The sequence below is a fragment of the Acidisphaera rubrifaciens HS-AP3 genome (assembly GCF_000964365.1).
Lineage (GTDB): Bacteria > Pseudomonadota > Alphaproteobacteria > Acetobacterales > Acetobacteraceae > Acidisphaera > Acidisphaera rubrifaciens.
Genome location: NZ_BANB01000565.1, coordinates 1 through 4,003, shown reverse-complemented (window position 1 = coordinate 4,003; position 4,003 = coordinate 1). Strand labels below are relative to the sequence as shown.

At 55.4% G+C, this 4,003-nt stretch carries 4 protein-coding genes; 1 reads left to right on the top strand and 3 read right to left on the bottom strand.

Going from position 1 to position 4,003, the window contains the following annotated elements; all coding sequences use genetic code 11:
* On the top strand, positions 1–187 hold a 187-nt coding region (locus B8460_RS22100), incomplete at its 5' end, for a hypothetical protein (RefSeq protein WP_048862365.1).
* 27 nt (positions 188–214) lie between these two features.
* On the opposite strand, the gene B8460_RS14695 is transcribed toward B8460_RS22100, so the two are convergent.
* From B8460_RS14695 to B8460_RS23085, 3 genes are all read right to left on the bottom strand, one after another.
* A complete protein-coding gene (locus tag B8460_RS14695) occupies positions 215–1,291 on the bottom strand; it encodes a WcbI family polysaccharide biosynthesis putative acetyltransferase (RefSeq protein ID WP_158322875.1) in 1,077 nt (358 codons plus the stop codon).
* A 25-nt stretch (positions 1,292–1,316) separates the two neighbouring features.
* Positions 1,317–3,683, bottom strand: a complete 2,367-nt coding sequence (locus B8460_RS14690; RefSeq protein ID WP_084623688.1) for a class I SAM-dependent methyltransferase — start codon at positions 3,681–3,683, stop codon at positions 1,317–1,319.
* A gap of 99 nt (positions 3,684–3,782) precedes the next feature.
* Positions 3,783–4,003: hypothetical protein (locus B8460_RS23085; RefSeq protein ID WP_048862364.1), on the bottom strand; the 221-nt coding region annotated here is incomplete at its 5' end.

The window sequence follows — 4,003 nt, the reverse complement described above, 5'->3', positions numbered from 1 at the left end:
TGCCTTCACCGCCGCCGAGAACCGCGGCATCCGCCGCGTGCCCATCCCCGCCGCCGCCTATGCCGCCGGCCGCGTCGCGGTGACGTTCCGCCCGCGCAGCTGGCTGTCCCCACGGGCGCTGGGCGCGCATGACAACGACGACCGGCCGCTCGGGATGGCGGTGCATGCGTTGCGGATGCTACGTTAGGTCATCAGCTGTCCCGCCGTCACACCGCTATTGTTGGATAGCCTGCGCCCACAGCTTATGAATATGTGCTGCTCGAGCGTTTATGTGTGCGTCAGTAGGCTCGAGTTCGGCAGCCCGCTTCGCTAGTTTTGCGGCCTCGGCGATTTCGCCGCGGTCGGCCAGTAGGTCAGCCAGTACTGCGCGGCCAGCAGCAGAGCCAGGAGACGCTTCCACGGCTCGCTGCAGAACCTCGATCGCTTGCTCGTGCTGACCTTCGCGAGCTAGGTGCATGCCAAAGGGCAAATCAGGATTCCACGCGTAGTTCATATACCGGTGTGCGTACTCCGTGAACGTAAACCGTCCCTCATCAAAGAAGCGATAGCGCGTATTGGCGTCAGCGTAGGACAAGCCGAAATGCCGTGCTACTGCCGGATGAATAGGCGCCTCGTTCGGGGGAAACAGTCTGTCGGTATATGCTTCGACGGCGTCTAGGCATTCGCCCGGCACGCCGATACGCTCGAAAACTTCTGCCGCAAGCCTCAGCGCAAGCATCCTCTCCGGGTGATTCACTGTACAAAACAGCTTCTCGGAGGCGATGCGGGAATCAATCAAGTCCGCTACGCCATAACCACCGCAGGCTTGATCGCGCATTCGCTGCCTATCCAGAGCGATTTCACGCATACGATCGACCTGACGCAGTCTCGGGATATCTGCTGCGAGATATTCGAAGACGGCCAATTCAGGGGGTACATTCTGCGCGATCAGTTTGTTGAGGAACGAGTCGCCTAGTTCCGCATCATAGGGACCGCTGGGGTCTAGGTAGGGAGCCGGGCTATTCGACGGATGCGGAGTACCGCTACACGGCCAAAGAAAAGGTGCTGCTACATGCGGTACCAGCACAACGCGCGTACTAGCCGAGACCTGACGTGGGTCGGGCGCAAAATCCAGGACTTGGTTAACCAATATATCGGCGCTTGCGACTGTATCAGCCCCAGAGGAGTCGAGATCCGAATACGATGCGATATATGCGACCCGGTCGCCCGTTATGGGTACAACGCATCGTTCATACAGGGTACAAAGACTGCCGGATTGACAGTTTCCGAAGAAAGCGATTAGCCGCGGCATCGTTCGTCTACTCCTGGCTAGGCTGTTAGGCTGCCGCAATTCGCCGTGCCGCCCGGCACAGCCGTACCAACGATTCTGTCGCCGGTTCGAGCTGTTCATTTCTCGGTGAGAAGTGGAAGTGATCTATGTAGCCGACCAATAAGCCCGGCGCACGAACCTCTACGGTCCCATTTGGGTGCTCGCGGTCTTCGTAAGCAATATACAGAAACCTATTATCGCCGTATGCTCTGATAGCCCGGTGAAGTTGCTGTAGTTCACCGTCGCTAAGATTCCGAAACATATTCTTAAAGACGAATATCTTACTGCCGTCTGCAAGGTCTGAAAGAAGCTTGTCACGCAGGTACTTCTGCCGCTTGGACACCAAAACGCGCATGTCCTCGCGCGAGACATCCTCAATCTTCACGAACGTCCGCATCGCCATCCAGTACCGCGTGTCACGCGTCCACCATTCCTGCCAGACATCACCCTCTGGCATGAATACCTCGGTAAACTCGGGATCGCCGACGCCTTCGAAGCGGGCGTTGAGAGCGGCGGTGAGTAGATCGTGACCGAGATCAGCCCACCGCAACAGCCCCAAAGGCTCTGCACCGAATTGCCTTTGCAATAAGCCAAACTCGCAACCGTGACCGCATCCGCCAAGGCTCTCAAAGGCCAGCATAAGCTCTCGAATGTCATCTTGATTTGACATCGTGCCAGCCAAGTTGCCACTGAGCGTCCCTCCCGCGAGCTCTCTCAGTTTCACTATCATATTGTTTGGAACCGTCGACCATTCGGGCCCCCGAAGACAGCTCTCCAACCCATCCGCGTCGATTCCCTGTGCGCTGCTCAGAAACCTCTGTTCCACGCGCCTAAAGAATTCCGGCAACGTGAAAACCGGATGGATCATTGCGACGCCGTCGGCAACCACATCAATGCTATCGAGAGGAGCGCCCACCCGCTCGGCTCCCGTATTCATTGCTATTGTCTCGGCGCTGTAAGCCTTCGGGTGATAGTGATGAAGGTCACGGATGACGAAGCCGCCCGCCGCAGCAAGGGAGGGGACGAACATCTCTCCATTCACGAACTCGACACCAGTCGGTTGCACCGTTGCGTGAAGCAACCTTGCGGCACAGACGGTTTTGAGGAGCCGCCGAGATAATAATATCAAAGGAAAGTAGGCATAGTAGCAATCGCTATCTGCAAATAGCGTCTTCGCGTGCTCATACCAAGCGCCATCGGTACACGGCCGAAGATTAACGCCTACAAAATCGACGGTCTCAGCGCCATCGAGGATCCTGTCAAAAAGACCAGCGAAGAATCCATCATTTCCAGATGATAGGGCCAAGTCCCAGTCGATCATACAATAGTAGTCATATCTTGGCAGCAGATTCATCGCGTGACTAAGCGCGATGTCGCCACAGTGATAAAACATGAGTCCAGGTCGGCTGTAGAACCCGCTCTCGATGCAGTCTTTTTCCGATATTGTTACAATATTGTCAGACTTAAGACCCGATTTCTCATAGACAGCCGGATCGACTGGTGCATGCGTGACATCATAAAGCAGGTATATGTCGTAGTTTCGTGCTTCGGACGTAACCTGCCTGACAAGCGACGACACTTTGCCGTCCCATTTGTGCGTTCGGATTAGGATCGCGGCCCGATTGCTCGTTGGACGCCGATTGCTCTGCGTGGGCTGGAAAAGGGCAGGAACTTTCGTGCGCTGCGTGACCGCCACCTCAGCTAGGTGAGTCTTTTTTTTTACCCTGCACTTATTGTCGGTGTGTTCAAAGTCAATTCCCATGTCACCGAAAAAGTCATCAACAGCGCGCTTGACTTCTGGCCAATTCAATTCGTGATAATCGTCCGCTATGAGAAAGCCGCCCTCTTTTAATAGCGGCCACCAACACTTTAGATCGGCTGCAACCGAATCGTAGTCGTGAGCACCGTCTATATGGATCATGTCCACTTGAATATCGTAATGCTGGAGCACGTTCTTCGCATTAAGCGAATCTAGTGGAAACGGCACAACGACATCAGACAGTTTATGATGCATTATATTGCTCATAAACTTACTCTGCATCGACGGGCGACCGTGACTTACTGCAAGGTGTGGGAACCAATCGTCCAGGATCCAGTGGTCCCACGCCCCAAGCCAAGTATCTATCGCAATTACAACACCGTTTATGCCGGAAGCTTTGAGCTTCTCGGCCATCGTAATCACTGATCCGCCTTTCCAAACGCCGACTTCAACAATAACCGGATTATCGGATAGATGGTTTATCGTTTCCGTCAGGTAGTGGTGGCCAGAGAACCAGCCCTGCGCGTCATACTCAAAAAGATGTTCGGGAAATCCCAAGAAGGGATCGCGGCCCCGCCATAGAAGCTCGACAATTTTGTCCTTCGTGGCAGTCATGGGAATCCTTTAGATTTTCGGTTCACGACTTCGGAATGGGACGCCATTATTAGTTTGTGCTATCGCGTCGGAGACGGGCGCAGGTATAACGTCGGTTACTTACACACCGAACGGGATATAGGTGATGTGCTGATCGCGGCTGATCGCGGCGAACTGGCGGTAGAAGCCGAGCATGGCTTCGATCTGGCAGTTGCCGATCAGGACTATACGGGTCATGCGCCTGTTTCCCGGCCCCGTGGAGTATGGCCGTGTGACCAGAACGAAGCGCAGTCCGCGCGCCGGCGCAAGCGCGAAGGCATGTCCGGCGCGGCCCGCCACAC

What these genes read in the sequence shown, in the direction of transcription:
- B8460_RS14695 (WP_158322875.1), bottom strand. Translation starts at nt 1,291, where the DNA reads ATGCCGCGGCTAATCGCTTTCTTCGGAAACTGTCAATCCGGCAGTCTT.
- B8460_RS14690 (WP_084623688.1), bottom strand. Translation starts at nt 3,683, where the DNA reads ATGACTGCCACGAAGGACAAAATTGTCGAGCTTCTATGGCGGGGCCGC.